General features: G+C 70.6%; 21 protein-coding genes. 11 read left to right on the top strand and 10 right to left on the bottom strand.

Annotated elements, in window-relative coordinates; genetic code table 11:
* Positions 1-119: 119 nt before the first annotated feature.
* Both ACFQY2_RS13965 and ACFQY2_RS13970 read left to right on the top strand, forming a co-directional pair.
* Entirely contained in the window at positions 120-3,209 is a 3,090-nt protein-coding gene (locus ACFQY2_RS13965) for a glycosyltransferase (RefSeq protein WP_378746506.1), read from the top strand.
* A complete protein-coding gene (locus tag ACFQY2_RS13970) occupies positions 3,206-4,594 on the top strand; it encodes a DUF5719 family protein (protein ID WP_378746507.1) in 1,389 nt (462 codons plus the stop codon). The genes ACFQY2_RS13965 and ACFQY2_RS13970 overlap by 4 nt, the downstream gene beginning before the upstream one ends.
* 16 nt (positions 4,595-4,610) lie before the next feature.
* On the opposite strand, the gene ACFQY2_RS13975 is transcribed toward ACFQY2_RS13970, so the two are convergent.
* The gene (locus ACFQY2_RS13975) at positions 4,611-5,042 is read right to left on the bottom strand and encodes a hypothetical protein (RefSeq protein ID WP_378746509.1); all 432 of its coding nucleotides are present in this window, start codon (positions 5,040-5,042) and stop codon (positions 4,611-4,613) included.
* A gap of 71 nt (positions 5,043-5,113) precedes the next feature.
* Between ACFQY2_RS13975 and ACFQY2_RS13980 the strand changes: the two genes are divergently transcribed.
* The gene (locus ACFQY2_RS13980; RefSeq protein ID WP_378746510.1) at positions 5,114-5,338 is read left to right on the top strand and encodes a DUF3499 family protein; all 225 of its coding nucleotides are present in this window, start codon (positions 5,114-5,116) and stop codon (positions 5,336-5,338) included.
* A gap of 51 nt (positions 5,339-5,389) precedes the next feature.
* Here ACFQY2_RS13980 and ACFQY2_RS13985 read toward each other — a convergent pair whose 3' ends face one another.
* Positions 5,390-6,199, bottom strand: coding sequence for an RDD family protein (locus tag ACFQY2_RS13985; protein WP_378746511.1), 810 nt, complete (start codon positions 6,197-6,199; stop codon positions 5,390-5,392).
* 58 nt (positions 6,200-6,257) lie between these two features.
* Here ACFQY2_RS13985 and ACFQY2_RS13990 point away from each other — a divergent pair, with 58 nt between their 5' ends.
* From ACFQY2_RS13990 to ACFQY2_RS14000, 3 genes are read left to right on the top strand one after another with little or no spacing between them, the layout of a single operon-like run.
* A complete protein-coding gene (locus ACFQY2_RS13990) occupies positions 6,258-6,953 on the top strand; it encodes an SOS response-associated peptidase (RefSeq protein WP_378746512.1) in 696 nt (231 codons plus the stop codon).
* Positions 6,950-7,834 carry a transposase gene (locus ACFQY2_RS13995; protein WP_378746513.1) on the top strand — a complete coding sequence of 295 codons (885 nt, stop codon included), beginning with the start codon at positions 6,950-6,952 and terminating at the stop codon, positions 7,832-7,834. The genes ACFQY2_RS13990 and ACFQY2_RS13995 overlap by 4 nt, the downstream gene beginning before the upstream one ends.
* Before the next feature lie 52 nt (positions 7,835-7,886).
* Complete coding sequence (locus ACFQY2_RS14000; protein WP_378746515.1) at positions 7,887-8,876, top strand: stage II sporulation protein M; 990 nt, start codon at positions 7,887-7,889, stop codon at positions 8,874-8,876.
* Positions 8,877-8,909: 33 nt separating this feature from the next.
* Here the strand turns inward: ACFQY2_RS14000 and aqpZ are convergent, their stop codons facing one another.
* The 8 genes from aqpZ to ACFQY2_RS14040 all read right to left on the bottom strand — a co-directional run bounded on the left by aqpZ (position 8,910) and on the right by ACFQY2_RS14040 (position 17,432).
* Positions 8,910-9,689, bottom strand: coding sequence for an aquaporin Z (gene aqpZ / locus ACFQY2_RS14005; RefSeq protein WP_378746516.1), 780 nt, complete (start codon positions 9,687-9,689; stop codon positions 8,910-8,912).
* A 108-nt stretch (positions 9,690-9,797) separates the two neighbouring features.
* The gene (locus ACFQY2_RS14010) at positions 9,798-11,297 is read right to left on the bottom strand and encodes a catalase (protein WP_378746517.1); all 1,500 of its coding nucleotides are present in this window, start codon (positions 11,295-11,297) and stop codon (positions 9,798-9,800) included.
* Positions 11,298-11,726 carry a Fur family transcriptional regulator gene (locus tag ACFQY2_RS14015; protein WP_378746518.1) on the bottom strand — a complete coding sequence of 143 codons (429 nt, stop codon included), beginning with the start codon at positions 11,724-11,726 and terminating at the stop codon, positions 11,298-11,300. It abuts the gene before it with no gap.
* A 70-nt stretch (positions 11,727-11,796) separates the two neighbouring features.
* Complete coding sequence (locus tag ACFQY2_RS14020) at positions 11,797-13,104, bottom strand: DUF58 domain-containing protein (protein WP_378746519.1); 1,308 nt, start codon at positions 13,102-13,104, stop codon at positions 11,797-11,799.
* Positions 13,105-13,121: 17 nt separating this feature from the next.
* Positions 13,122-14,045 carry an AAA family ATPase gene (locus ACFQY2_RS14025; protein ID WP_378746802.1) on the bottom strand — a complete coding sequence of 308 codons (924 nt, stop codon included), beginning with the start codon at positions 14,043-14,045 and terminating at the stop codon, positions 13,122-13,124.
* Between the two features lie 74 nt (positions 14,046-14,119).
* Complete coding sequence (locus tag ACFQY2_RS14030) at positions 14,120-15,343, bottom strand: DUF4350 domain-containing protein (RefSeq protein ID WP_378746520.1); 1,224 nt, start codon at positions 15,341-15,343, stop codon at positions 14,120-14,122.
* A complete protein-coding gene (locus tag ACFQY2_RS14035; RefSeq protein WP_378746521.1) occupies positions 15,340-15,993 on the bottom strand; it encodes a DUF4129 domain-containing protein in 654 nt (217 codons plus the stop codon). The genes ACFQY2_RS14030 and ACFQY2_RS14035 overlap by 4 nt, the downstream gene beginning before the upstream one ends.
* Positions 15,990-17,432 (bottom strand): hypothetical protein, encoded by a 1,443-nt coding sequence (locus tag ACFQY2_RS14040; protein ID WP_378746522.1) that lies wholly within the window; start codon positions 17,430-17,432, stop codon positions 15,990-15,992. The genes ACFQY2_RS14035 and ACFQY2_RS14040 overlap by 4 nt, the downstream gene beginning before the upstream one ends.
* A gap of 169 nt (positions 17,433-17,601) precedes the next feature.
* Between ACFQY2_RS14040 and mtrA the strand changes: the two genes are divergently transcribed.
* The 5 genes from mtrA to hpf all read left to right on the top strand — a co-directional run bounded on the left by mtrA (position 17,602) and on the right by hpf (position 23,206).
* The gene (mtrA, locus tag ACFQY2_RS14045; protein ID WP_378746523.1) at positions 17,602-18,282 is read left to right on the top strand and encodes an MtrAB system response regulator MtrA; all 681 of its coding nucleotides are present in this window, start codon (positions 17,602-17,604) and stop codon (positions 18,280-18,282) included.
* A 9-nt stretch (positions 18,283-18,291) separates the two neighbouring features.
* Positions 18,292-19,968 carry an MtrAB system histidine kinase MtrB gene (gene mtrB / locus ACFQY2_RS14050; RefSeq protein WP_378746524.1) on the top strand — a complete coding sequence of 559 codons (1,677 nt, stop codon included), beginning with the start codon at positions 18,292-18,294 and terminating at the stop codon, positions 19,966-19,968.
* Positions 19,965-21,671, top strand: a complete 1,707-nt coding sequence (locus tag ACFQY2_RS14055; RefSeq protein ID WP_378746525.1) for an LpqB family beta-propeller domain-containing protein — start codon at positions 19,965-19,967, stop codon at positions 21,669-21,671. The genes mtrB and ACFQY2_RS14055 overlap by 4 nt, the downstream gene beginning before the upstream one ends.
* A gap of 120 nt (positions 21,672-21,791) precedes the next feature.
* Positions 21,792-22,448, top strand: a complete 657-nt coding sequence (locus ACFQY2_RS14060; protein ID WP_378746526.1) for a ComF family protein — start codon at positions 21,792-21,794, stop codon at positions 22,446-22,448.
* A gap of 98 nt (positions 22,449-22,546) precedes the next feature.
* A complete protein-coding gene (hpf, locus tag ACFQY2_RS14065) occupies positions 22,547-23,206 on the top strand; it encodes a ribosome hibernation-promoting factor, HPF/YfiA family (protein ID WP_378746527.1) in 660 nt (219 codons plus the stop codon).
* Positions 23,207-23,358 lie beyond the last annotated feature (152 nt).

Here is a 23,358-nt window from a genome sequence, read left to right on the forward strand (position 1 = left end):
GCGGAGTCGACCCGGCGGGGCATCGCATCCGCTCGGATGCGATGCCCCGCCGGTTTCTGCTGGGCGCGCCGGTGTGGTGACCGGAGAGGCGCGACCCCCTGCATAGGCTGACAGGTGCCATGCCAGCACGTGTCCACGCCCTCATCGTCGCGCGCTCCGGTGAATCCGGAAGCGTCCTGCTCAGTCGAACCCTCGACGCCCTGGCGGAGCAGAGTCTCCCGCCGGCCGCGGTCACCGTCGTGGTGCTCGGCGACGGGGAGCGCGTGCGGCGGATGCCCGGCATCGGCCGTCTGGTGGAAGGGATCATCGAGGCCCGCGCCGGAACGACCTTCACAGAGGCGATCGCGCTCGCCCAACCGCGCGTCGCGGTGAACAGCGCGGTCTGGCTCCTCGCAGACGACACCCTTCCCGAGCCGGACGCGCTGCAGCTGTTGGCCGGTGCCCTCGAGCGTTCGCCGTCGGCGGCGATCGCGGCTCCGAAGCTGGTTCGTCACGACGACTCCCGGGAGATCGTCTCGCTCGGCGTGAGCATGACCCGATGGGGTCGCTCGGTCGAGTTGGCGGCGGATGAGCTCGACCAGGGCCAGCACGACGATGCCGAGGACGCGCTCGGCGCCGATGTGCGCGGGATGCTCATCCGCGGGGAGGCTCCGCGTGTGCTGCGCCCCGACACCGCGCTTTCCGGTGCCGACGTCGGCCTCGACCTGGGGGTCCGTGCGCGTCTCGGCGGCGCCAGGATGGTGCTCGTGCCCCGTGCGCGCGTCGCCGTGCATCCGGGCGGCCCCGCCGCTCTGCCGCTGAGCCCCATCTCCCGCGCCTGGGCCAGCCGGCGCGCCCAGCTGCATCGTCGACTGACATACGCTCCGGCCGCCGCGGTGCCCCTGCACTGGCTGACCCTTCTGCCGTTGGCGCTGTGGCGCTCGATCACCCACCTCATCGCCAAGCGTCCCGCCGAGGTCGCGCCCGAGTGGGGGGCGGCGCTCGCGAGCATGCTGAGTCTGGCGGCGCTGGCGCGTTCACGACGCGCGCTGCGCTCGTTCCGCTCCGCATCCTGGTCGGACATCACGCCGCTGCGCGTCACACGCGCGCAGTTGAAGCAGCGACTGGATGACGGACACGGCAGCGAGCGGGGAGCCGTCAGCGAGCTGAACTTCTTCAGCGGCGGGGGCGCGTGGGCCGTGCTGGCGGCACTGGTGGTCAGCATCACCGCGTTCGGCACTCTGCTGGCCTGGCCGGTGCTGGGCGGCGGTGCTCTGCTCCCGCTGCGGCGTACGGTCTCGGCGCTCTGGGCCGATGCGGCGTGGGGGCTGCGCGATGTCGGACTCGGCGTGATCGGACCCGCCGACCCGTTCGCCGGCGTCGTCGCCGTGCTCGGCACGCTGTGGCCGGCCGCACCGTCGTTCTCCCTGGTGCTGCTGTGGCTGGTCGCGCTTCCGCTCGCCGTGCTCGGCGGATGGTTCGCCGCGACCCGCGTGACCGACCGCGCCGGGCTTCGCATCCTGGCCGGCGTGCTCTGGGCGCTCGCACCGACGTTCCTCACCGCCCTCGTGCAGGGACGCCCTGCCGCTGTCCTGCTGCACCTGGTGCTGCCGTGGCTGGTGCACACCGCCGTCGTCGCCCACCGGTCCTGGGGCGCGGCCGGAGCGGCATCCGTCCTCACCGCGGTCGCATTGGCCTGTGCACCGTCACTCGCGCCGGCTTTCGTGCTGCTGTGGGCGCTCTCGATCGTGCTCATGCTCGCCACCCGTCGGGTGCGCGGTGCGAGCCGACTGCTGTGGCTGCTGATCCCCAGCGCGGTGATGTTCGCCCCGCTGGTGGTGCGGCGCGTGCGCATGGGAGACCCTTGGGCTCTGCTCGCCGATCCCGGCGCCGTCGCCGCACTCGACCAGGCGGCCGCGGATGCGGCGGGGCGCGCCGAGATCGCGCTGGGCTTCCCCGCACCCGGCCGAGCCGGGTGGGACTGGCTCGCGGACGCTGCGGTGGCGGACTGGATTCCGCTGCTGCTGGCCCCGGTCGCGCTGCTCGCGCTGCTGTCGGCGCTGTCGCCGCGCTGGCGCGCCGGGTTCGCGCTCCTTCTGACCGCGCTGGCGGGACTGGCCACCGCGCTGTTCACCGCCGGGGTCGTGGTCTCGTTCGCCGACGGGGCGGGTGTGGCCGTCTGGCCGGGCACCGGCATCAGTCTCGCCTGGCTCGGCATGGCCGGTGCCGCGCTCGTCACGCTCGACAGCGTCGTGGTCCACGCCACCCTGCGTGCGAGCGCCGCGCTCGTGGCCGGGCTCACCGTGGCGGTCTGCGGAGTTCCCGCGCTGGTGTCGGTGCATGCGGACCACGCACTGCTGCAGAACGGTCCGGCCAGCACGCTGCCCGCCCTCGTCGCCGCACAAGCGGGAGACGAGGGAGAACGCGGGACGCTGGTCCTGACCCCGTTGAACGACGGCTCGCTGTCGGCCCAGACGGTGTGGGGCGCGAGTGCGACGCTCGGCGCCCAGAGCACACTTCTCACCGCGGCGACACAGCCTCAGGGCGTCGACATCTCCGCGACCGCCGTCGATCTGGTCTCCGGCCGGGACTTCGACGCCGCCGCCGATCTCGCCGATGACGCGATCGGCTTCGTTCTCCTCGCACCGGCCGCGGAGGAGAAGGACCGCGCTCGGACCATGCGCGAGGAGGCGACCACCGCCATCGATCAGCGTGCGGGTTTCGTCAAGGCGGGAGAGACTGCGCGAGGGATGCTGTGGCGCGTCGACACCGCCACCGCGACGCGGGAGCAGCCCGCCCTCGCAGACCAGGCGATAAGCCGCGCGGTGGTTCTCGGACAGCTGATCATCCTGCTGGCGGCTCTGCTGCTGGCCATGCCCACCAGGGCGTCGCGGCGCGCCGCCCGAGCGCGCTCGCGCATCGTCGGACGCCCGGATGGACCACGTCCTTCGTCGCGGGCGAGCGCGACCGTGGTGCATGCGGATCCCGCCCCCGCGCGGGAACCCGACCTGGAGCCGGAACCCGACCCGGCGTCGGAACCCGGCCCGGAGTCGGAACCCGGCCCGGCCTCATCGACCCCGGAGCAGGACGAGGAACGCGCTGTCAGCGCCCCGCCGGATGCGGAGAGCTCGCACGACCCGCGGGCAGCGAGTGCCGAGCAGGATGCGGGCGGGCGCGCAGAGGATGACCCGCCGACCAGCGGCGACGACGTGACGGAGGAGGCGCGATGAAGCAGCAGACGATCAGGTTCGCTGCGACAGGCGCGCGAGTCGCGACCGGCGCGGTCATCGCGGCAGCCTGCGTCCTGGGTGTCGTCGCTGCGGTCGCGGCGCCCTGGCCCGAGGTGCGGAGCGAGCCCGTCGGGAAGACGGTGACGCCGGTCCCGTCGGATGCGCTTCTGGTGTGCAACGGATCCTTCCGCGCGCTCGGACGCGATGCCGCCCGCGCCGACCTGATGGTCGCGGCGGCCACGCCCCGGGTGCGCGTCGACGGTGCTGCCGACGAAGCGGAGACGGTGCAGCTCGACATGTCGGATGTGACCGGGGGATCCGGTGCTCAGACGGTCACCGCACGCGTGAAGGACCGCACGGTACCGCAGGTCGCAGCCTCCGAGTCGATGAAGATCTCGGCCGAGGATGTCAGCGGCTTCGCGGCCGCTCCCTGCCGGGAGCCTTCTCTGAGCTCCTGGCTCGTGGGCGGAGACGTCTCGACCGGCGCGTCCGACGTCATCGTGCTCTCCAACCCGGGGGCCGTCACCGCGACGGTCGAACTCGATGTCTACGGCGAAGCCCGCAAGGCCTCGACCGTGGTCGTGCCGCCGATGACCCAGCTGGGCCTGCCTCTGGCCTCCGTCGCGGCGGGCGAGCGGAGTCCGGTGGTGCACGTCTCGTCCTCGGGCGCCCCGGTCCGCGCCTCGCTGCAGTCCGCCCTGGTGCGGACCCTGGACGCCGTGGGTATCGACGTGCAGGACGGCGTCAGCGGTCCGCAGAACGACCTTCAACTGCTCGGGGTCCGATCTGCGCCGGTCGCCGAGGGCGACGACGCGAACGGACTCGTGGTGCGGATGCTCGCTCCGGACGAGGGCGGCAGCGCGGTGGTCCGGGTGCGGTCCGCCTCGACCGGACAGGGCGTCGGCGAGTATCCCGTGGACCTGGTAGCCGCCACACCGACGGAGATTGCGCTGGCCGGGCTTGCAGCAGGGGCCTACGACATCGAGATCGAATCCGGCGCGCGCATCGTGGCCGGCGTGAGGCAGACGGCTCGTGCCGGCTCTCGCGAGGATTTCGCCTGGATGCTTCCTGCACCCGAGCTGGCGTCCGGCTCCGAGACGACGTTCTCCGTCCCCGGCGGGGCACCCGCGACCCTGTTCCTGCGCAACGCCGGGCAGGACGACGTCACGGTCGCGCTCGGCGGAGAGTCCGGCGAGCGGAGCGTGCAGCTGCCCGCCGGTGGCGCGACCGCCGTGCCCGTGAAGGCCGGCGGGCACACGCTCGTGCCGACCGGACGCCTGCATGCCGCCATCGGCATGGACGGCGGGGAGGAGTCATCCGCGATCGCCGGATGGCCGCTGTGGGGCGGGGCGGCCACGGGTCAGCCGATTCTCGTCAGACAGTGAGGTGACCGGCGGGTCGTCAGTAGTCGCGACCCTCGGAGCCCAGCTCCCAGGGCTCCCGTCCGACGTACTCGGCGGCGGCATGGAAGACCGCGCTCTCGATGGCCACCCGGCGGTGCAGGGCGTCGTCATGACCTTTGGGCAGCAGCCGCTCGATCGGCACCCGGAACAGGGCGACGCGGCGCGCGGCATGATCCACCCGCCAGCGGGGGATGCCGTCGTCGCGATCGTGCACGGGCATCGCCGCGATCTCGAAGTTCACGTCGCGCAGCTCCTCCCATGAGCTGCGCAGGTACTCCACCGCGCTGCCGACGGTGACCTCGAAGCGGTCCAGCCGTCCGTCCAAGGGAGGCAGCGGAGGACGCACGACCTCACTTCGCCCGAGCCGACCGTGGCGCCCGTGACGTGCGCCGCGGGGGGTGGCGGTGCGTGCGGTGCGACGACGAGGCATATCGAGAGTCTAGGCCGGATCCCGCCGCGCGGCTGCCGTGGATCCGGTCGTGGCGTCCTACGCTGGGATCGATGGATGACTCACTCCGCACCGACGAACGGCTCTGCTCCAAGGTGGCGTGCGCACGCGAGGCGGTCGCCACGCTGACCTTCGACTACGGCGATCAGATGGCCGCCCTGGGTCCTCTCGGTCCCGGTGGCGATCCGCATGCCCACGACCTCTGTGCGCAGCATGCCGACCGGCTGTCGGTCCCCGCGGGTTGGCTGGTCATCCGTCATGAGGCGTTGCGACACTGAGGCGTCGCGACACTGAGGCATCGCGACACTGAGGCATCGCGACACTGAGGCTCAGATGCGCACCCGTCGCCCGGTGAGCCGCTCCGCGCGGTCATCGGCGAGGATCAGCGCACGCTGCTCGCGCTGACGCCGCAGCGCCGTCACGCCGCGCAGCAGATCCTCGGCTGCCGCATGCGGCAGGGGGGAGACGAATCCGCTCACCTCGCGCGCGAGCTCCTGGGCGATCCGGGTGCGTGCTGCGGGGGAGAGCTGATCGGCCGATGACAGGAACTGCGACACGCGACGCGCAAGCCGGTCAGGCAGTCGTGCGACGTCGGCGACCCTCGCCCAGTCCGCCAGGGACGGCGGCAGGTACGGGCTGTGCTGCGGCAGGGCGGGCGTGCGCACCCGCTGCGCGTAGGTGCCGGCGACGAGGTCTCCCAGCCGCTGCGACCGCGCGGTGAGGGCGCCGGTGATGACCGCGCCCCCACCGAAGGTCACGTAGATCTCCAGCACGCCGATGAGCGCGCGGATGAAGGTGTGCCGGAACGTGATCGCTCCGCCGTCGACCCGCACGATGCGTCCGCCGACCGCGAGCTTGCCGACGCTGCGGCCCCGCAGGGCGGTCTCGATGGTGATGGGCAGAACGAGGAAGCTCAGCACCGATGCCCAGATGGTGAGGATGGGCAGTGTCTGCTCGTCCAGCAGGCCCTGGCTCAGCAGCCAGATCTGCAGCAGCACGAACGCGACGAAGACGGCGAAGCCGATGACCATGTCGATCAGCGCGCCCGCAGCACGGAGGATGAATCCGACCGGCTGCACGTCGATGGCGACGGCCTCTCCGGAGAGGATCTCCTGTTCCCCGGGGATCGCGCTCGACATGAGTCCAGTAAATCAGGTGTCGGTGTGAACGTCGTCGCCGCCGCGTATGCTCGCGGGCATGTGCGGACGATTCGCGATGGATGCGACCACAGACGAGCTGATCCAGCAGTTCGTCATCGAGGGCGGCAGGCCGGAGGACTGGTGGCGCGAATTCCACGGCTCCTATTCGATCGCCCCGACCGATGATGCGGTGATCGTCCGCGACCGGGGTGAAGGGCGTCTGCTGGAGCTCGTGCGATGGGACTGGCAGAAGCCGGCGAACCGACCGCAGGGGCCGCCGATGATCAATGCCCGGATCGAGAAGCTCGCCACGGGGTTCTGGGCGCCCGCCTTCACGGCGGCCCGGTGCGTCGTCCCGATGCGCGGCTACTTCGAGTGGACCGGCGAGAAGGGTGACAAGACACCGCATTTCCTGCACGGCGACGGTCTGCTCGCGGCGGCCGGGCTCACCTGGTCGATGCAGCTGCGGACGGGGGAGCACGTGCGCTGCTTCGTCGTCATCACCCGTCAGGCGCAGGACGCCGGTGGCGAGGTGCACGACAGGATGCCCGCGTTCCTCACCGAGGGTGCGGTCGACGAGTGGCTGGAGCCGGTCAAGCTCGATCGAGGCGGGCGCGAGGGGATGCTCGCCCTGCTCGAGGCGGCATCGACCGAGGTGGCCGCCACGATCACGCAGTACGTCGTGGACCGCAAGGTCAACAGCACGCGCAGCGTGGATCCGACCGATCCGACCGTGATCGAACCCGCGGCGTGAGGGTGGACGAGCTCGCGGATGTCGCGGCCGAGCTCTATGGCGCGCCCCTCAAAGGGTTCGTGACCGCGAGGGAGGCGCGTGCCGGAGCGGTGACCGACCGCGAGCTGGCGGCGCGGATCCGAGCACTTCGGAAGCCGTCGATCGCCGCCTGGATCGTCAATCTGTTCGCCCGCGAACGAACGGACCGGCTGGCGGAGGCGCTGCAGCTCGCCGAGGAGCTGCGGGAGGCGCAGGCCGATCTCGACGCGGTGACGCTGGCGCGACTCGGCCGGCAGCGCCGCGCTCTGACCGCCCAACTGGCACGCGAGGCCGTGTCGCTGGCGCAGGACCGGGGTGAGAGGGTGTCGGACGGGACCTCGCAGGCTGTGCAGCAGACGCTGTCGGCCGCGTTCTTCGATCCGGATGCGGCGGCGGCCGTCGCCTCCGGACGACTGGTGCGCGAGCTCGAGCCGACCGGCGAGTACGCCGGGCATCTCGATGAGATCGTCGCCGGGGGTCGACCAGAGGCGCCGAAGTCAGCCGCGCCCAGGAGGCCCGATGAGGTCCAGGCGCGCCGGGTGCGCCGCGAGGCCGAGCGAGCGGTGCTCGCCGCGGAGGGAGAGCTCGCGCGCGCGCAGCGCGACCAGCGCGAACAGGAGAGGGAGCAGCGTGAGCTGACGGAGCGCCTGCGGCATCTGAATGAGCGCGAAGCCGAGTTGAGGTCGGAGCTCGCACGCATCCGCGCGGAGTCCGAGAGTGCCGCAGACGCCCTCGATGCTCTCTCCGACAGGCGACTCGAGGCGGAGGAGCGGGTGGCGACCGCCGAGAGGGAGCTGGCGGATGCGCGCGCCGCCGTGGAGCAGCTGCTGCGCGAGGCAGGGGGCGTGACGGCGCGCGGGTGACACGGCCGACGCCGCTCGCGGGGGCGGGACGATTGCCCGTACAGTGATTCAGGTGGATGCCGATGCCCTCACCGACGCGCGCCGCCCCGAGTGGGAGCGCCTGGACGCGCTCAGCCGCCAGTGGCGCCTCAGCGGTGCCGAGGTCGACGAGCTCATCGTCCGGTACCGAGCCGCTTCCGCCGATCTCGCAGAGCTGAAGACCTCCGTCGGGGACTCTCCGCAGGGCGCGTACCTCTCCACGATCCTCGCCGCGGCGCGACTGCGCTTCACCGGTGCAGGGGAGAACATCCTCGCCCAGACCGCAAGATTCTTCGCGCTGCAGCTGCCGGCAGCGCTCTACCGCATCCGCTGGACCACCGCCGTGATCGCGCTCGCCTTCGTTCTCGTCGTCGTGATCAGTGCGGCCTGGATCGCGGCCGATCCGTCTCGTATCGCGGCGCTCGGCACTCCTGAGGCTCTGCGGCAGTACGCCGACGAGGACTTCGTCGACTACTACCGGCCGATGGCGTCCTTCGCCGGAATGGTCTGGTCGAACAACGCCTGGATCGCCCTGCAGTGCGTCCTGTTCGGCGTCACCGGTCTCTGGCCGGTGTGGATGCTCATGCAGAACGCCATCGCCCTGGGCGCGGCCGCCGCCGTGATGGCCGCTCACGGCCGACTGGACGTCATGCTGCTGCACATCCTGCCGCACGGCCTGCTGGAACTGACCTCGATCTTCGTCGCCGCAGCCGCGGGCCTGCACATCTTCTGGTCCTGGGCCGTGCCGGGACGGCGTACGCGCGCTGAGTCCTTGGCGGCCGGAGGGCGCGCACTGGCGACGGTCGCGATGGGCCTGGTGTTCGCGCTGCTTCTGTCGGGAGTCGTGGAGGGATTCGTGACCGGGTCGGGCCTGCCGTGGGCGGTCAAGATCGGCATCGGCGCGCTCGCCCTGGGGGCCTTCCTGCTCTACATGCTCCTCATAGGAGGCCGGGCGGCGCACCGCGGAGAGACCGGCGATCTCGTGGAGTACGAGGCCGGGACGCCGACGCTCACCGCGGGCTGAAGGACACCGCAGGCGCGCGTCGGCGCACCCGGGTCAGGACCGCGAGGTTCCCTCGAACAGTGCGCGGTAGGCGTATCCGGCCAGCAGGGCGCCGACGGCGGGGAAGACGATGAACACCCACAGCTGCCCCAGCGCTTCGGCTCCGCCGTAGATCGCCGCGGCCAGCGAACGGGCGGGGTTGACCGAGGTGTTGTCGACCGGGATGGCGATCAGGTGGATCAGGGTCAATGACAGGCCGATGGCGATGCCGGCATGCGCGGTGCCGCGGGTCGGATGCGTCGAGCCGAGGATGACCAGCAGGAAGAATCCGGTCAGGATGACCTCGATGATGATCGCGGCCATCATGCCGAATCCGGCGGGCGAATGGGCGCCCCAGCCGTTGGACGCGAAACCGCCGTCCTGCGCGGCCGTCAGCCAGCCCTCGGGGCCGAACAAGCCGATGAGCGTCAGTGCCGTAGTGGCCACGACGCCACCGACGATCTGCGCGATGATGTACGGCGCGACGTCGCGCCAGGCGAGCCGCCCCGCTGCGGCCGCACCCAGCGTGACGGCCGGGTTGAAGTGACCGCCGGACAGAGGACCGAACGCGTAGACGCCGACCAGGACGGTCAGGCCGAACGCGAGGGCGACCGCGACGTACACGGCCGAGTTCGCGCCCGGATCTGTGAAATGGTTCGAAGCGAACACCGCGGTGCCGACACCGCCGAACACGAGCAGGAACGTTCCGAAGCCTTCGGCCGCGAGTTTCGCGCCCAGTGATGCGGTGAGTGGTGCACCGGGCTCCGGCGCAGGTGTGATGGAGGATTCGCTCATGAGATTCCCTCTCTTCGGACCGATCGAGGCGATCGATTTCCCTGAGAACGATAGCGGGGTCGGATGCCGTAGCATCCGACCCCGCGCAGGAATCAGTGAATTACCTGATCACTCGCCGACGCCCACCGGCTCCTCCTCGTGCGCGGCGCCCGAGGCGACCGCGGCCCGGACGTCGTCCGCGACCTTCTGGTCGACCTGACCCCAGTACCAGAAGAAGCGCTCCTGGATGGCGGGGACGGTCAGCGCAGCGTACTGACCGGCCAGGGTCTCGATGAAGCGCTGACGCTCCTCGGGAGTGAACACGTCGTTGATGAGCGTGCGTGCCTGGCCGAAATCGTCGTCCTCGGCGTGCAGGGTGGCGGCGCTGCGGATGAGCGCGCCGTCGGACTCCCAGCTCGCCTCGATCCCGCGCTGCGGGTCGGCAACCGGCCCACCCGCCACGCCGTACGAGTTCGGCGTGTACACGCGGTGCTCGGCCCTGTTGTAGTGGTACTGCATGTTGCCCTCATGCATGTAGTTGCTCGTGTGGGCGGCATGCGGCTGGTTGACCGGCAACTGGTTGTAGTTGGTTCCGATGCGGTAGCGCTGGGCGTCCGGGTAGGCGAACACGCGAGCCATGAGCATCTTGTCCGGCGAGATGCCCGTGCCCGGAACCTGGTTGCCGGGCGAGAAGGCGGCCTGCTCGATCTCGGCGAAGAAGTTCTGCGGGTTGCGGTTCAGCGTGAACGTGCCGACCTTGATCCGCGGGTAGTCCTTCTTCGACCAGATCTTGGTCAGATCGAACGGGTTGAAACGGTAGTGCTTGGCCTCGTCGTACGGCATGACCTGCACATAGACATCCCACGACGGGAACTCGCCGTTCTCGATCGACTCGTACAGGTCACGACGGTAGTAGTCGGCGTCCTGGCCCGCGAGACGCTCGGCCTCATCGGCGAACATCGGCTCCACGCCCTGGCGGGACAGGAAGTGATACTGCACCCAGAAGCGCTCGCCGGCGGCGTTGATCCACTGATACGTGTGCGAGCCGTAGCCGTTCATGTGACGCCACGAGCGCGGCAGTCCCCGATCTCCCATCACGTAGGTGACCTGGTGGGCGGATTCCGGCGAGAGGGTCCAGAAGTCCCACTGCATGTCGGCGTCGCGCAGCGCTGAACCCGTCAGACGCTTCTGCGAGTGGATGAAGTCCGGGAACTTGATGCCGTCGCGCAGGAAGAACGTCGGGGTGTTGTTGCCGACGATGTCGAGGTTTCCCTCGGTGGTGTAGAAGCGCAGCGAGAATCCGCGCACGTCGCGCCAGGTGTCCGGGGAGCCCTGCTCGCCCGCGACCGACGAGAAGCGGATCAGCGTCTCGCTCTTCGCTCCCGGCTGGAAGACGGCGGCTCGCGTGTACTGCGACACGTCCTCCGTCACGACGAACTCGCCGAACGCGCCGCCGCCCTTCGCGTGCGGGTTGCGCTCCGGCACCCGCTCGCGGTTGAACGAGGCGAGCTTCTCGACCAGGTAGCGGTCGTGCAGCGCAGTGGTGCCGTCAGGGCCGCCGGTCAGCGAGTGTGCATCGCTGGCGACGGGCGTGCCGGTCTGGGTGGTGGTGAAGTTCTCTTCAGTCATTCACTTCGTCCTTTCGCAATCGGAACAGATGGCTCGGTAGGTCACGGCGGCCTCGAGGATGCGCATCCCGTGATCGTGTGACGGGTGCAGGCAGGGTGCCTCGCCGACGGCGCACGCGACGTCCTCGACGCGGCCGCACTCGACGCACTGCAGGTGATGGTGGTTGTCGAACTCGTGCTGCACCTCGTAGAGGGCGCTGGGAGCATCGGGCAGGCTCACCCGGCGCACGATGCCCGCGCCCGTCAGATCGCCCAGGATGCCGTGCACCGTGGGCAGCGCGATGCTGCTGTGGCGTTCACGCAGCTGCGAGAAGACCGTCTCCGCGGAGGCATGGGGCCGTGTCTGCAGCGCCTCGATCACGGCGACCCGCTGCAGCGTCACGCGCAGTCCCGCGGCGCGCAGACGCTCAGGCGGTGCAATGGGTCCCATGGCGCCAGTCTAGCAGTTGTTCTGAATGATTCTTAATAACGAATGGTTCAGGAAAAGGCGGAGCTCCGCCTCAGAGACGGCCGGCCGCCTTGAGTTCGAGGTAGCGGTCGGCGATGCGCGGCGGCAGCGAGTCGGGATCCGCCACGATGGCCTCGCCGCCGGCGCGACGCACGGCGTCCGCGACGACCTGGGCATCGCTGATCGTCTGTTCGGCTGCGGCGGCCAGGTAGATGTCGAGGCGCGAGTCGCGTCGGCGGGCCAGTTGCGAGATCGAATCGTCGGTCGCCGAGCCCACGAGCAGCGTCGTCGCGCGGGAGGCGTCGGGGAACGCGCCGAGGAAGCCACGTGCGGACTCCGCCGCGTCCTGTGCGGTCAGCACGACGATCAGAGACGGGCGCGTCGTCGCCGTGCGCACCGCGGCGAAAGCGCCCGCCCAGTCCGTGTCGACCAGCCGGGCGTGCACGGGCGCCATGGCATCCGTCAACGCCGGAAGCAGTGCCGCGCCGTCGACTCCGCTGACGCGAGCGCGGGTGACGCGGTCGTACATCAGCAGGTGCACGTGGTCGCCGGCGCGCGAGGCGAGCGCCGCCAGCAGCAGCGCGGCCTCCAAGGACGCGTCCAGCCGCGTGCCGTCTCCTACGCGGGCGGCGGCGGTGCGGCCGGTGTCGACGACGATCACGACGTGCCTGTCGCGCTCGGGACGCCACGTGCGCAGCATCGTCGTGCCCGCGCGTGCGGTGGCGCGCCAGTCGATCGACCGGATGTCGTCGCCGCGCACATACTCGCGCAGCGAGTCGAATTCGGTGCCCTGCCCGCGCACCTGGATGGAGGTGTTGCCGTCCAACTCGCGAAGCCGGGCGAGGCGTGAGGGCAGATGCTTGCGCGAGGTGAATGCGGGAAGCACCCGCAGCGCGCCCCGCACGTCGTGACGACCCTGCCGCCCGGCGAGACCGAGCGGACCTCGGGAGCGGATCACGACGAAGTCACTGGACAGTTCGCCGCGGCGGCGCGGAAGCAGGGGCATCTGCACCCGGCGGCGCTCCCCCGGCGGAATGTCGATCCACTCGCGTGCGAGCGGTGCACCCGCAGTCGGCTGCCAGGCGTCACGGAGCCAGCCGCGCAGCGCCCGCGACCCGACGTTCTGCACGGCGACGCTGGTCGCGACCGGCTCTCCGAGACGAGCCCGCGCGGGAAGTCGCCGCGTCACGACGAGGGCGCGAGGGCTGGCCGCGAGGGACACGTCGAGCGCCACCAGGGCGGCGCACAGCAGCAGCCACGCGCCGAACACCGCCCACGCCGACCAGCCGAGCGCGCTCAGCAGCGCGATCGGAGCGACGCCCAGCGCGATCAGCAGCGCCGGCAGAGCGGTGAGGAACATGTCAGATCGGACTCATCTCAGATAGGAACTCGGGTCTGCTGCACGACGGACTGCAGGACGGCATCCGGTGAGACGCCCTCCATCTGCGCGTCCGGCCGCAGTTGGAGCCGGTGCCGCCAGACGGGCATCAGCATGGTCTGCACGTGGTCGGGGGTGACGGCCGAGGAAGCGTTCAGCCACGCCCAGGCCTTGGCCGCCGCCAGCAGCGCGGTCGATGCGCGCGGGCTCGCCCCCAGTTCGACGGAGGGGGATGAGCGCGTGGCGCGAGCGAGATCCACGACGTAGCCGAGCACGTCATCGGTCACCTGCACCCGGGCGGCGGATTCCTGGGCGGCACGGATCTCGGCGGCGCTGATCACGGCCTGCACCCCGGTCAGCAGTCTCGGCGAGAACCCACCGGCGTGCAGCCGCAGCACCGACACCTCGGCGTCTCGCTCCGGCATCCCCACCACGAGCTTCATGAGGAAGCGGTCCAGCTGGGCCTCGGGCAGGGTGTAGGTGCCCTCGTGCTCGACGGGGTTCTGGGTCGCGGCGACGAGGAAGGGATCGGGCAACGGGCGGCTCAGCCCGTCGGCCGAGACCTGACGCTCCTCCATGGCCTCCAGGAGCGCCGCCTGGGTCTTCGGAGGAGTGCGGTTGATCTCGTCGGCGAGCAGGATGTTGGTGAACACCGGTCCGGCGCGGAACTCGAACTCGCCGGTGCGCGCGTCGTAGACCAGAGACCCGGTGACGTCGCCTGGCATGAGGTCGGGGGTGAACTGGACGCGCTTGGTGTCCAGACCGATCGCGCGGGCGAAACTGCGCACCACCAGCGTCTTGGCCACGCCGGGCACGCCTTCCAGCAGCACATGCCCACGGGCGAGCAGCGCGACCAGGAGACCGGTGACGGTGCCGGCCTGCCCGATCACGGCCTTGTCGACTTCTGTGCGCACGCGGTGCATCGCCTGCCGCAGTCCGTCGTCGCCGACGGAGGTGGCAGGGAAGGCGGGAGTGGCGGAGGGGGTGGACTCGTCGCTCACGGGCGGTTCCTTTCGGTGCGGACGGCGTCATCGACGGCTGTCTCGAGTTCGGCGAGACGGCGGGCGAGCTCGATCAGCTCATGATCGCTCTGCGGCGGCGGACCGCCGAGGAGGTCGTACAGCGAGGTGCGGGGAACGCGGAGGCGATCGGACGCCGCATCAGCGATCTCCGGGACGGAGGCGCGAGGACTCAGCGCCAGGCGTGCCGCGAGCCGCGTGAGCGTGCCCGCGCGAATGGCGGCGCCGGCGTGCGGCGCGTCCGCCGCCTTCGCCGTCAGACGTGCGCGGCCCTGCATCGTCTCTGCGGCTCGAACGGTGACGGGCAGCGACTCGGCGACCAGCGGACCGAATCGGCGTCCGCGCCAGACGACGGCTGCGATGCCGGCGATCAGGAGCAGCACGATGGCCGGGCTGAGCCAGTCGGGAGTGAGATCGCCGAGCGAATCGCCGTCGCCTGCGGAGATGTCGCTGTCGGCGAAGGTCGGCACATACCAGACGATGCGATCCTGCTGAGCCAGCAGCGCCAGCCCCAGGGCGGCGTTGCCCGCCTGTGCGAGTGCGTCGTTGGAGAGCAGCTGCGCGCCCTCGACGAGGGTGACCGTGCGCCCGCCGACGTCGCTGCGCAGCACGGCCGAGGCGCCGGATGCGGCGGTGAAGCATCCGTCCGCGCCGGCGGAGGGAAGGAACATCCGCTCAGCCTCGATGGGCCCGACCTGTGCGAACTCCGCCATCGCGCACCGGCCCTCGACGGACCCGCTCTCCCCGGGCGCATCCTCGCCGAGGTCGAGAAGCCGCAGCATTCTGGCGCTGCTGCTGAGCAGAACGACACGGTCGGCGCTGTCGACCAGTGTCCGCGCAGCCGCATCGGTGAGCGTGAACGGATCGGTGAGCACGAGCGTCGCCTCCGAATCGAGCGCAGCGGCGGCGCGGAGTCTGCTGCGGGTCACCTCGATGTCGACGCCCTGATCGCGCACCAGTTCAGCGAGGGCCTTCGCGCCGTGCGGACCGGGGCTTTCGGGGTTCAGCGTGCCGGTGAGGTCGGGGTCGGTCACCAGGAAGCGCATCGACAGCAGCCCGATTCCGAGCAGCAGCGCACTGACGAGCAGCCATCCGAGCACGCGCCGCCCGCGCCCGGCCGGGCGCGGAGCGGCCGTGGACGCGGCGACAGCGCCGTCATCCGGAACAGAACGGGCGGGGACGGGCGCCTCGACGATGCTCATGCCGGTGCCGCCTCGGCGAAGCGTGCGGCGGCGGGTGCGGCGCGCACCTCGTCGTCGGTGGCGGCCAGCGCGCGGTACTGCGTCTCATCAGCCGCGGTGCGCAGGTATCTGACCGCGTCGAACGCCGTCGCCGCACTGTGCAGGCGCTCACCGAAGGCCGGCAGGGGAACGCGGGCGTCGCGGGCGATGCCCTGCGCGGTGGCGCCAGGCGCGGGGTCGATGAGATCGCGCTCCATCAGGTCACGGGCCAGCGCGCGGAATCTCAGCACCACGGCGCCGTCCCAGTCCTGTTCGCGAGCTCGGCGCTCGGCTTCGGCGCGCAACTGGTCGGCGGTCCGATCGTCGCGCTCGCCGAGCAGATCCCGGGGCTGACGCACGGTCCGGGACGCCCGGGGCCGGCCCCACACCAGCAGCGCGACCACGAGCGCGGCGACGATCACGATCACGATCACCGTGACGACCACCGGAGCGACGCCGCCCGCGCCGCGCTCGGTGAACAGGCCGAGGAACCAGTTCACGATGCCCGCGATGAACTCGTCGAACCAGGTGGGCTTGGCCGCCTGATACTCCTGCTCGGCCAGCTCCTGCTCCGCCCAGCGTCTGGCTTCATCCCCGTCGGGGATGAAGACGTCGAAGGGCAGCGGGGTCATGCGCCGGAGCCGGGCGCCGCCCAGGGACTCGAGGCCTCGGAATTCTGCGTCGGCTCGGCCTCGGGCGCCGCATCCTCGGGCGCGGCGGATCGGGGCGCGGGCTGCGGGGCAGTGTCGGCACGGGGCGGGGGCGGAGCGGTGTAGCCGTTCGCCGCATACCCCGATTGGGCGGAGGGGGCGGGGGGCTGGCCGGGATACCCGGGTGCCGAGGCCTGGCCGGCCGGGTTCGGGTACCCGTAGGCCGGATACCCGGGCTGTGCCGGGTAGCTGGGCTGTGCCGGGTAGCTGGGCTGTGAAGGGTAGCCGGGCTGTGCAGGGTAGCCGTACCCGGGCTGAGGCTGCGGCGGCGTCTGCATGACCGGCGGCTGCTTCGAGACCGCGCGCGCCGGATCGACGAGGTAGGGGTCGTCGAGCTCGTCGGGCGCCGTGCCCTGCGACGTGAGCTCGACGTGCCTGACCAGTGCCTGGTCGAGGCCCTCGTACCGCATACGGCTGTCGAGGTAGATCAGCGTGGCTCCGGTGCCCTGCACGACGATGGCGATCGCCTGCACGGCCAGCACCAGCACCTGCGGGGCGACGTTCGCGACGATCACGCCGATCCACGCCGACACGTCTTCGGTCCCGGTCGGGGCGATCACGCCGGTCAGCAGCGACGACACGATCGACGCCGGGAACGCGACGACCTGCACGGCCAGGCCCATCACGAGTCCGATGATGACGGTCACGCCGAACGCCACCCAGAAGCGACCGCGGATCAGACGCCACGAGCGCACCAGTGCCGTGCGCAGCGGTGCGTGCTCGAGGACGAGCACGGAGGGCACCACGAGCAGTTTCGTGGTCAGCCAGACGTACAGCGGGATGCTGCCGAGGACCAGCACCAGCCCGATGCCCACCGCGAGGGCGATCGACCCCGCGGAGTCGAAGCCGCCCGCCGAGAGGATGCCGAAGACCACGCCGAACAGGAAGCCGATCCACAGCAGCGCCGCCAGCATCTGCAGCAGCGAGTAGGCGAACAGTCGCCAGAACGCCGGCCTCACTCGGCGCCACAGCAGCCTCAGCGGCGCCTTCTGCGACACGGCGGCATAGGACACGTCCGCCGCCACCAGGCCCTGGATGACCGAGATGAATGCGACGGTGGCGAGGGCCACGAGGACAGCCGCGACAAGGCCGAGCGCGACCGAACCGGCGACGATCGCCCCGTAGTCGGGGGAGTAGGTGGGAACCGACGCGATCCGGGTTGCGATGAACAAGCCGACCAGCAGCATCAGACCCGCGGTGACGATCCCCACCGCGAACTGCACGACCACGGCGAACCCGAACAGCACTTTCGGGTTGTGCCGCAGCGCGGCGAAAGCGCGTCCGAGGATGGTCCCGAACGTCATCGGATGCAGAGGGAACACCCCCTTCTTCGGGGCGGGCGTCCATGTCTGTCCGCTCATCTCGGCACTCCCTCCGCTGTGCCCTCCCATCGTGTCACACGGGTCGCCCGGAGACGGCACGCGCGGGCCACTGGGTCGTCCCCGGCATTGTCAAGTAGGCTGATCCGAGTTGCGGTCGCCCTGGGACTTCGCCGTCCGCATCGGAGAGAAAGATGAGGCTGGGCACAAGATGACCTCTCGAATCCTCGTGGTCGACGACGACACGGCCCTGGCCGAGATGATCGGCATCGTGTTGCGCACGGAGGGGTTCGACGTGCTGTTCTGCGCCGACGGCGCTCAGGCCGTCGAGGAGTGGCGCTCATCGCGACCGGACCTCGTCCTGCTGGATCTGATGCTGCCCGGCATGGACGGCATCGAGATCTGCACCCGCATCCGGGCCGAATCCGGGGTGCCCATCATCATGCTGACAGCCCGCACCGACACCGCCGACGTGGTCCGCGGGCTCGAGGTCGGCGCCGATGACTACATCGTCAAGCCCTTCAACCCGAAGGAACTCGTCGCCCGCATCCGCACGCGTCTGCGCCCCACGCCGCAGGCGACGGCCGAGGTGCTGCGCGTCGGAGATCTGACCATCGATGTCGATGCGCACGAGGTGCGTCGCGGCACCGCACCCATCGCGCTCACACCGTTGGAGTTCCAGCTGCTGGTCGCACTGTCCTCCAAGCCCCAGCAGGTCTTCTCGCGGGAGATGCTCCTGGAGCAGGTCTGGGGCTACCACTACAAGGCCGACACCCGTCTGGTCAACGTGCACGTGCAGCGGCTGCGCGCCAAGGTCGAGCTCGATCCGGACAACCCCAGGATCGTCATGACGGTGCGTGGTGTCGGTTACCGTGCCGGGAGCGTCGGCTAGGGGACTGCTGTGATCGCGACCACCGCGACGCGCGTACGCACGGCCTCCTGGCGCTCTCCGCGCACCTGGCCGGATGCCCTGGTCGCCGACTGGCGGCGCTCGATGCGCTTCCGCGCCACCGCCATCACGCTGGCGGCCACCTCACTCGCCATCCTCATCATCTGCACGATCATGGGGCTCGTCATCCGCAACGACCTGTTCGAGGCGCGCAAGGACGAGTCGCTGCACAACGCGCGCGCCGCCGTCGCCCAGGCGCAGAGCGTGCTCGACTCCGGGGTGGCGGGCGATGACCGCACCACCCTGTCCAGCCTCTGGCGGGAGGCGCAGGGAGAGCTGAGCCGCACAGCCTCGTCGGATCGCATCGTCGGCCAGCTCGCCGAGACTCTCGGCGACGGATACACGCCGCCGGGCTTCAGCAGACTGCAGTTCACGGCCTCGCAGATCAGCAACGAGCTGCACACACGGGTGCTGAAGGTGCCCGGACGTCAGGCCTGGCAGTCCATCGCGATCCCCGACGGCGAGGACGGGGAATCCGCCGGCATCGTCGTCGGACAGCTTCTGAAGATCCCCGGCGTGGCCACCTACGACGTGTACATCGCGTATGACTTCGCGGATGCCGACGAGACCCTGCTGTTCGTCCAGCGCACGCTCTGGTTCGCCGGTCTCACGCTCGTCGCCCTGATCGCCGGCATCTCATGGCTTGTGCTCCGGTCGGTGTCCGCTCCGATCATCGAGGCCGCCGAGACCAGCGCCCGACTGGCATCGGGTGAGCTCGGCGTGCGTCTGCCCGTGCGCGGCGAGGACGAGTTGGCGAGCCTGGGGATGTCCTTCAACGCCATGGCGGACAGCCTCGAACGACAGATCAAGGAACTGGCGGAACTGTCATTGGTGCAGCAGCGCTTCGTCTCCGACGTCTCGCACGAGCTGCGCACGCCCCTGACCACCATCCGGCTGGCGGCCGAGATGCTCAACGACCAGAGGGACGAGTTCGACCCGACCACGGGGCGCACGGCAGAGCTGCTGCACACCCAGGTGCAGCGCTTCGAGACCCTGCTGGCCGACCTGCTCGAGATCAGCCGTTACGACGCCGGATCCGTGCAGCTCGAGATCGAGGCCACCAGCCTGGCGCAACTCGCCGAGGAGATCGTCGAGCAGATGCGTCCGCTCGCCGAGACGCACCATACCGAGCTGCGCCTGGTCGCTCCCGGCGGCTATTCGCCGGTGGACATGGACCCGCGGCGCGTGCGGCGCGTGCTGCGCAACCTCGTGGGCAACGCCATCGAACACGGCGAGGGACAGCCGGTCGTGGTCACCGTCGACAGCAATCAATACGCCGTCGCCGTCGGGGTGAGGGATTTCGGCATGGGCATGCGGCCCGAGGATGCGGAGCACGTCTTCGACAGGTTCTGGCGCGCCGACCCGTCGCGCAAGCGCACCATCGGCGGAACGGGGCTGGGCCTGTCGATCGCACTGGGCGACGCGCACCTGCACGGCGGCTCCCTGCAGGTCTGGTCCGAGCTGGGCCTCGGCAGCAACTTCGTCCTCACCATCCCCCGCTCCGGCGGTGAGGTGGTCGGGCCGAGTCCGATTCCTGTCGAGCCGCAGGAGTCGGTCGCCGAGCTGGGCGGGGTCACCCAGCCGATCGTGCTCCGGCGTGCCGCAGGCAGTCAGGAGGGACTCACATGAGATGTCAGCGGGGCTTCCGTCTGGTCGCGGTCGCATCGGCCGTGCTTCTTCTCGCCGGATGCGCGGGACTGCCCACGTCCGGTGCGCCGAATCCGGGTCTCACGATCGGCGAGGAGGGGCAGGACGATCCGTTCGTGTTCTACGCCCAGGGCCCCAGACCCGGCGACGGTCCGGAGGAGATCGTGGCGGGCTTCCTGGAGGCCGCCATCTCCCCGGCGAGCAACTGGGAGACGGCGCACGAATTCCTCACCGACGACTTCCGTCAGGAGTGGAAGCCGGGCGCCGGTGTCACCATCGATGCATCGGCGACCGATCGCGACTTCGACCCCGCTGTGGATGCCGACGACGATTCGGCGAAGACGGCCGAGGTGCACGCCCAGTTCAACCAGGTCGCCAGCGTGGACGCCGATGGCGCCTACAACGCCCAATCCGGTCCGGCGAAGGCGACCTACCAGCTGGAGCGCGACGACGACGGCGAGTGGCGGATCGCCAAGTCCGATGACGGTATCGTGCTCGACGCCGAGACCTTCATGCGCGTGTACCAGAAGTACGCGCTCAAGTACTTCGATCCCAGCTGGGCGCACCTCGTGCCCGACGTGCGCTGGTTCCCCCGCCGACCCGCGATGGCGACCTCCATCGCCCGGGCGCTGATCTCGGGCCAGCCCAGCGGGTGGCTCGCCCCCGCAGTGCGCACGGCGTTCTCGGATGACGTGTCGCTGGCCGGTGACGCGGTCCAGGTGGACACCTCGCAGGTGGCCTCGGTCGCGTTGACGCGGACGGCCCTCGCCGCATCCTCCACCGATCTGGCGCGCATGCGCACCCAGCTGGAGGCGAGTCTCGCCGGGGTGGGTGTGAGCGAGGTGCGGTTCACGGTCGACGGCGTTCCCCTGGAGGCCGCCACGGTCGCGGTGGACCCCTCGATCATCGACCCCGGCGTGCTCGTGCTCAACGACGAGACGTTCGGGCGTGCGGTGACGGGCGACGCGCTCGAGCCCGTGGGAGATCTGACCGCGCAGATCGCGAAGATCACCGACCGGATCACCGCCATCGACGTCTCGCTGGATGCGACCCTCGCGGCGATGCAGCTGCGCGACGGACGGGTGTTCGCGGTGACGGCGGGCAACACGGTGGAGCTCGACGACACCGCCGGGCTCATCGAGCCTTCTCTGGATCCCTTCGGGTTCACCTGGACCGTGCAGCGCGACGTGCCGGAGGGCATGCGCGCCTGGAGCGATCAGCGGGTGCAGCAGCCGATCACCCGCGCCTGGCCGGGCGCGGAGAGCATCAGCCAGCTGCGCGTCTCCGCCGACGGCGCACGGGTGGCCGCGGTGGTCACCACAGGAGGCCAGCGCCGCGTCGTGGTCGCGGCGATACTGCGCGGCAAGGACTCCGAGCCCACCGAACTCGGAGAGATCCACGAGATCGGGCGTCTGGACGGGCCGGCTCGGGGGCTCGCCTGGGTGGGGGACGACTCGCTCGCCGTGCTCAGCAGCGCCCCCGACCCGCAGCTCACGACGTACGTGGTGGGCGGACCGGCCTCGTCCTCGTCGGCACCGGATGGAGCGGATGCCGTGGCGGGCGCCAAGACCTCCACAGGCGTGCGCGTGCTCTCCTCCGACGGGGCGGTCTATGCGCAGCGGGGCTCGTCCTGGCAGAGGTCGATCCAGAACGTCCTGGTGCTGGGTACACGCGCCGGATACTGAGCGGCATCCGCCCTTCCTGCGCATCCGTCCCCCCTGCACAATCCGCCGGACGCGACGGGTTGTGCACCGATGTCGTGATCCGAGCACGTCTCCGCTGCGCCGGCGCGCGAGGATCGTCACATGCACCGGCACCGAGCGTCCGAGGTCGTGCAGGAGGCGCTCGCGCTGCTGCTGGCATCCGTCTGCCCCGGCTGCGACCGTCCCGGCACTCTGCTGTGCGCAGACTGCCGGGGCGCGCTGATCGCCCGGCCGATCGAGCTCCGCACTCCTGACGGGCTGCCGGTGTACGCGGCGCTGGCCTACGACGGGGTCGCGGCACGGAGCATCCGCCGGGTCAAGGAGGAGGGTGCGACCATGCTCGCCCGTCCGCTCGGGACGGCACTGTCCGCAGTGCTCGCTGTGCGGGCGCGCGAAGACGCCCTGCTCGTCCCGGTGCCCACTAGCGGCCCGGCGTACCGTCGACGGGGTTACCGTGTTCCGGAGCTGCTCATCCGACGAGCGGGATTCCCCAGCCACCGGATGCTGCGTCTGATCCGGCGCACGCGCGATCAGCGCGACCTCGACCGGGACCAGCGCGCGCGCAATGTCGCCGGAAGCATGCGGGTGATCGGCACGCAGGGAGGGGGCCGGGCGGTCGTGATCGTCGATGACGTGGTGACCACGGGCGCCACCATCGATGAGGCGGCGAGGGCACTGCGTGCGGCGGGCTTCCGACCCGGGTGCGCTGTCGCACTGGCCGCCACGCCCGGTCGAGGCGGCAGGCGCGACTCGGTGTGAACGGATAGTGACATGTTCCGTCGCGGGGACTAGCGTAGGGGGTCACAAGGCGACCACGGTCCGCCCTTGGCCGGGAGGACCGGGACAAGGAGGCAGTGATGGAAACGAGCATCGTCGGTGTCGGAGTGAGCATCTCCGACCGGTTCCGGACAGTTGTCGAGGAGAAGACCGCACGTATCCAGACGCTCGCACCGCGAGCGCTCCGGCTCGAGGTCAAGGTCACGCACCGTGCCTATCGCAACGGGCGGATCCCCGACGAGACGGTGGAGCTCACGCTCCTCGGAAAGGGACCCGTCGTTCGCGCCGAGGCTGTCGACTCCGACAAGTTCGCGGCGATGGACATGGCACTCGACAAGCTCGCGGAGCAGCTGCGCCGGGCCAAGGAGAAGCGCATCGACGGGCGCAACCAGACCCGTGGTGCTCACTTCGAGAAGGGCAGCGGCTCCCTCGAGGGGATCGATGTGCAGCCGGCATCGGCCGACGTGCTGCGTGCTGTCGCCACGGGGGCGATCCCCATCGTCGAGGACGAGGAGGAGGCCTACTCGCCCGTCGTCATCCGCACGAAGAACTTCGACGCCGAGTGGATGACGGTCGAGGAGGCCGTCGACCGCATGGAGCTGGTCGGACATGACTTCTTCCTCTTCGTCGACGCGCGCACCGATCACCCGAGTGTCGTGTACCGACGCAAGGGCTGGGACTACGGCGTGATCTCGCTGACCACGCAGGCGCCGCCTTCCGAGGAGGCTCTGGCATCCTGACCGCGCAAGAGGCGCCCTCTCCGTCCGGGGAGGGCGCCTCTGCCGCGTTCACGGCATGTATGTCCCACAAGAGGCGGGTCAGCGGGCACCGGACCCGCCGCTTCTGAGACACGTCTCTCTGCGCGTCGCAGAACAGGTGAGTCAGCGGCCGC

The sequence above is a fragment of the Microbacterium sp. GCM10027623 genome (assembly GCF_042666935.1).
In the GTDB taxonomy this organism is placed as follows: Bacteria; Actinomycetota; Actinomycetes; order Actinomycetales; family Microbacteriaceae; genus Microbacterium.